Genomic DNA, 6,212 nt, shown 5'->3' on the forward strand with positions numbered 1-6,212 from the left:
CAATGGGAAGAGAAGTCGAAAGCAGCAGCAATGATGTTTTTCCATTTGGTTATGGTGGTAGTATCGGCACCAAAAAAACGCATAACGGCTTCAAAGGCACGCCCCCAAGCCCGAGATACCCCCTGTGCAAAACCTTTGACAAAAGAAGAGAAACGGTCCCAGTATTTCCACAAAGCAAAACCAGCAGCAAGGACGACCGCCACAACAGCAGCAACGACAGCCCCTATTGGAGTAAAAACAGCTCCCACAACAGAGGCAATACCTGCCCCAACCACTTCGATCACTGTCCCAATCCAACCAAAAGAGGCAGAAAATGCACTTCCTGAGATCATAACTCCGCGAAATGCAGCAACCAGCAGAGTCATGGATAGCAAGAAGAAAAATTGTACAGCATCACAAAACATCAATTGTTTGAATGCTATAAATAAAAAATTGATCAAAACAAAAAACTCTTCTTATGAAAAAGAAAAGAGTTGCCCATGAGTAGATATTATAAACTCTAACAAAGGGCATAACTTGATAATTATACCGCAACAAACTAATAGAAACAGCCTTCTTGATAATTCTGGACAACATGTGCTAGCAAATTATGAACACACCCTTGACAAACTCCCCTTTGCTTCAAGGATGAAAGCCTAAAAGGAAAAAAGAATAACAAACCATTATTCCGCTTTGTATTAAAGCTCCGTTCACATTAAACCATTGCACTTATAGCGTATAACCTGAAATCTCAGCAGCTTTGAAAAAAATATGTCTGATTTTTTATTCTATTTTTAAGTAACACTCAGATACTCTCATTGCTCTTCAAATCCGCACATATAATACGTTTTTTCCCTCATGCTTTAAGACAAAGAAACAAATTCTATTATAACTTACTGCAACTTGCCGAAAATTGGGTGTCTTTCCCTATAACACCAAGATCTTTAATTAAAAGCGGTTTTCCTATTTCTCCATTATAGGCTTTAACGTGAATTGTCTTGCCTTTCACATCTATGAGGTAATAATCTCCATTAAAAAGCGCACCAGCTGTATAGATAGGGATATTTCCAAAAACCTTATCGTTTTTCGCACGGCAATAGGACTGATAATGCGTGTGACCTACGAAGATTGCTTTAACATTATGAGAGGTAACAATTGACTTAAAGACCGACAAATCTTTAGCATTCTTTTTACGAATAAAAAAGGATTCACCATCAATGGAAGCAGCACGCGCATCATGAAAATTAATGATTGTCACTTTACCTCTTGCATCAGCAGCAGCTAAATCGTTCTTAAGCCAATCTAAAGATTTATTGATTTGCACTTCTGTAGACTTCCCCTTCAAACCAACAGTATAGCTTGGATAATTGTGAAGCTGCACATAATGAACATCTCCATAATCCCAAGAATAACTCAAACTCCCCCTTACCAAGCGAACATTTCCACCCGAAATGGGAACCAAACTTTCAGTAACATCTGCATTGAAATGCAATAATTGACTACGGTATTTTTTGATTTCCGATACCATTCTTGAAACTGCACTTATAGCACAAGCATCTTTGTAAAAATTGAATTCTTGAGGATTTGTACAATTACCAACATTATTGGCATAATCGTGATTCCCTAGCCCCTCATAGACAGGCGCTCCAAGAGTTTTATAAACATTTTTATAATCATCATAGTTTTTTTGTTGTCCAAACTCCGTCAGATCACCATTGACAATATGGAACGCAGCCTTGTGCGCTTTTATCACACCAGCAACTTGCTCATTTATCTTTAACCATGGCTCTCTGTTTGATACTCCATTGGCATCACCAGAGTTTAAACGCCACGGTTGCGGATCAGCCATGATGATAGCAGTATAATTTTTCTCAAGAGACTTTTCTTTCATAGGCCACATAAATGCATCATGATAAAGCCTCTTGTCCCTTCTTAACTTTTCAGAATCAAGGTTAAAACAACCAGAGAGAGTAAAAGCAATCACGGTGATTACCAATTTAACTTTACATCTCATAAACCTATCACCATAAAAACGTTACATATTTTATTGTATTATAAAAATTTTCTCAGAAGTAATTTTTTAAATTTTCTTGTCAAGAATGTGTCAAAAATTCAAAATAATGAAAGCAATGATCCTTCAATGAAAGTGCACTTTGATGATATAAAAGCACTGTTGATTTCAAGCCTTCAACTTGAAGCATCTTCATTGATTAAGATTTATAAGCTTGGGCTCTTGCTCTTTCAAATGTCATCGATACATCAACAGCTTATAAAAACTTAGTCGTATACTATTAAAATATCCCCAACAGGAGAAAAAATGTATTCTTATACTAGAGCATCCAACTCCTTTGGATATCAAGATCAAATATATTAGAATATTATGATAAATAAGGTATAAATAATCAAAAGTGCTAGCAACAGTGTTTGAGTATTACCGTCATCACTTACTTTGACAATCTATAAAAATGCATAAGTATTACATAAAATAATATCATTACTTTATAAAAAATAATATAAATTATGTAAGTATTATAATAATATTTATAATTTCTATAATATATATTTACAATAAATTTAATTATATAATATAAATAATTACAAACACATTGTGTGCTAAATATAAATTCACAAAAATTTAATATTATTTATTTTTTAATTTTGACAAAAAACCAAAAATGTCTTACCGAATAAAGACAATTATAGAAATTAATAACAACTATCCATTTTCACTTCTTCTTATGAAGTTTGCAGGGAAATGAATATTTGGGGGCTCTCATAAGGAGAATACTGGTGTATAAAACATCCCTTTTATCATGCACGGCTGCGGCTGCTATCACCCTATTCAACATCCAATTCACTGCACATGCTGAAACTCTTGGCGTTGCCAACGAAGAAAAAGATATATCCGGAAAAACGTACGAGACTATTTATGTAAAAGACAAAGGAAAAATCACCGGTAGCACTGTAACTGTAACTGGAAATGAAAGCACAAATGCAGATACAAACAATGATAAGTATGTTGTAACAGTTGAAGGTGCTAACAGTGCGCTTAAATTAAATGGCTTAAATATTCAAAGCACTGATTCTGATGTTCGTTTCGGTATTTCTGTAAAAGACGGCGCTAACATCAACCTAACTGGGGGGAACATTACAACTTCTCAAACTGGCGTTTATATTGACGGCAGCGACAAAAATATACTGCAAAATGTAGTGATATCAAATAATAAAAATGAAATTTCACAACTCATTGGAGTGCAATCAGATAATGGAAGTAACATCACTTTAACAAATGTAAACGTTACGCACGCAGAAGTTGGTATACTCGCAAATAATAATTCTCGAATCAACGTATCCGGAGGATCATTCGAAGGTAAAATGGATGGCGTATATGCTATGAGCGGCACCACCATTACTGTAGATGGCGGTACTAACGTTACCTCATCTAATGGTAACGGACTTCATGCCATCGATGAAAAGAGCGAAATTATAATGACAGGAGGAAGCGTAATTGGAAAAGATGCAGCATTATCTGCAGACGAAGGTGGACATATTACTGTCACGGGTAGTACTCTAACAGCAAAGAGTAATAACCCTAATACATCTACTAATGATAATAAAATCGAAAGTGGATTCGGTGCCTTGTCTCAAGGCAAAAACAGTGTGGTTGAATTATCTAGTACAACGATTAATGATGCGACAATCGGGCTCAAAACACAAGAGAGTGGCGCAATCAAAATGACTGGGGGAAGCATTACAGCTTCCAAAGTTGGTGCTTTCTTCTTGGACAGCAAGAGCAAAGAAAACAAACTGAAAGATGTAGTGATATCAAGTGGGAAAGATGATGCGCCACTAATCAATGGAATCAAAGCAACTAACAGTAATGTCACTTTAAATAATGTAACAGTGACGCAAGCACAAACTGCCATAGATGCATATGATTCCACAGTAAAAGTCTTAGGAGGATCATTTAATGCAGAAAAAGCAGCAATATTTACTCAAAACGGCGGCAACATCACTTTAACTGGCGATGCAAAAATTACATCATATAATGATGCTGGACTCTATGCGGAAGGTTCAAAATCCATCATCGAAATGACGGGAGGGAGCGTAACAGCAAAAGAGGAAGCAATAACGACAACATACGGTGGGCATATTATTGTCACAGATGTCATCCTAAAAACAAATGGTGATGGACTTGGTGTAGCTTCTGATGACCTTGGTAGCATGATTGAATTGCGTGGAAATACAACGATTAGTAATAGTGTAATCGGGCTTCAAGCACAAAACGATGGTGCAATCAAGATGACCGGAGGAACCATTAAAACTTCTCTAGTTGGTGCTGGTTTCTTAAACAGTAACAGCAGTGAAAACAAACTAGAAGGTGTGAAGATATCGAATAGTAAAGACGATGCGTTACTGAACTTTGGAATAAAAGTAGATAAAAGTACCGTCACTTTAAAAGATGTAACAGTGACTCAAGCAGTATCCGGTATAGGTGCAGATAACCACTCTACAATAACAGTCTCAGGAGGATCATTTAGTGGAAGTGACGTAGGAGCAAGTGCAGAAGGTGGCAGTACGATTATCTTGAAAAACAACGCAAACATTACATCATCTGATAACATTGGACTCTATGCAGAAGGTTCAAAATCCACCATCACAATGACGGGAGGAAACGTCACAGGGAAAGGGAATGCATTGGTTGCTGAAGATGGCGGCCATATTACTGTTACAGATGTGGCTCTAACTGTAACAGATGTGGCTCCAAGTGACGACGATATATCGTCTGGTGTATTTTCTGTTGGCGAAAGCAGTGTAATTGAATTACTTGGAAATACAACGATTAGTAATAGTGCACTCGGGCTTACAGCAAACAATGGTGGCACAATAAAGATGACTGGAGGAACCATTAAAACTTCTTTAGTTGGTGCTGGTTTCTTAAACAGTAACAGCAGCGAAAACAAGCTAGAAGGTGTGAAGATATCGAATAGTAAAGACGATGCGTTACTGAACTTTGGAATAAAAGCAGATAAAAGTACCGTCACTTTAAAAGATGTAACAGTGACTCAAGCAGCAGCTGGTATAGTTGCAGATAACCACTCTACAATAACAGTCTCAGGAGGAGCATTTAGTGGACGTAATGTAGGAGCAAGTGCAGAAGGTGGCAGTACGATTATCTTGAAAAACAACGCAAACATTACATCATCTGATAACGTTGGACTCTATGCAGAAGGTTCAAAATCCACCATCACAATGACGGGAGGAAACGTCACAGGGAAAGGGAATGCATTGGTTGCTGAAGATGGCGGCCATATTACTGTTACAGATGTGGCTCTAACTGTAACAGATGTGGCTCCAAGTGACGACGATATATCGTCTGGTGTATTTTCTGTTGGCGAAAGCAGTGTAATTGAATTACTTGGAAATACAACGATTAGTAATAGTGCTCTCGGGCTTCAAATACTAAACAATGGTGCAATCAAGATGACTGGAGGAACCATTAAGACTTCTCTAGTTGGTGCTGGCTTCTTAAACAGTAACAGCAGCGAAAACAAACTAGAAGGTGTAAAGATATCGAATAGTAAAGACGATGCATTACTAAACTTTGGAATAAAAGCAGATAAAAGTACCGTCACTTTAAAAGATGTAACAGTGACTCAAGCAGCTGCCAGTATAGTTGCAGACCATGATTCGACAATAACAATCTCAGGAGGGGCATTTAGTGGACGTGACGTAGGAGCAAGTGCAGAAGGTGGCAGTACGATTATCTTGAAAAACAATGCAAACATTACATCATCTGATAATGTTGGACTCTATGCAGAAGGTTCAAAATCCACCATCACAATGATGGGAGGATCCGTAGCCGCGAACAAAACAGCGTTATTCGCAATCAACGGTGGGCATATTGATGCCACAGATGTTGCTTTAACAACAGAGGGAAAAGGAAGCGGTGCATTTGTAAGTGGCAATGACAGCACAATTCAATTGCATGGTGATACAATAATTAACAATACTTTGGACGGCCTTGGAGCAGTTGACGGTGGTAAAATCACCAGCAAAGATTTAACAATAATCGGTGGTGAAGCACTTGAAGGCCCCAACAACGAACGCACTGGTATATGGACATCGGACTCTGGTAGTGAAGTTAGGTTAATGGGCAAAACAACCATTCAAAATGTTGATGTTGGTCTTTTTGTCATTGAAGGTAGCACAATTAAAACGAGCAATAGCGC

2 protein-coding genes and 2 pseudogenes are annotated in these 6,212 nt (G+C 37.6%); 2 read left to right on the plus strand and 2 right to left on the minus strand.

Annotated features, from left to right (window positions below):
* Positions 1-440 (minus strand): annotated as a pseudogene (locus ACFIMW_RS08610) (hypothetical protein); the annotation flags it as partial.
* A gap of 425 nt (positions 441-865) precedes the next feature.
* Entirely contained in the window at positions 866-1,993 is a 1,128-nt protein-coding gene (locus ACFIMW_RS08615; RefSeq protein ID WP_375608797.1) for a metallophosphoesterase, read from the minus strand.
* Positions 1,994-2,769: 776 nt separating this feature from the next.
* Between ACFIMW_RS08615 and ACFIMW_RS09590 the strand changes: the two are divergent.
* Both ACFIMW_RS09590 and ACFIMW_RS08620 read left to right on the plus strand, forming a co-directional pair.
* Positions 2,770-3,342 (plus strand): annotated as a pseudogene (locus ACFIMW_RS09590) (autotransporter outer membrane beta-barrel domain-containing protein); the annotation flags it as partial.
* Between the two features lie 12 nt (positions 3,343-3,354).
* Positions 3,355-6,212: beta strand repeat-containing protein (locus ACFIMW_RS08620; RefSeq protein WP_375614189.1), on the plus strand; the 2,858-nt coding region annotated here is incomplete at its 3' end.

It is taken from the genome of Bartonella sp. AC329YNZD, from assembly GCF_042196685.1.
GTDB lineage: Bacteria > Pseudomonadota > Alphaproteobacteria > Rhizobiales > Rhizobiaceae > Bartonella.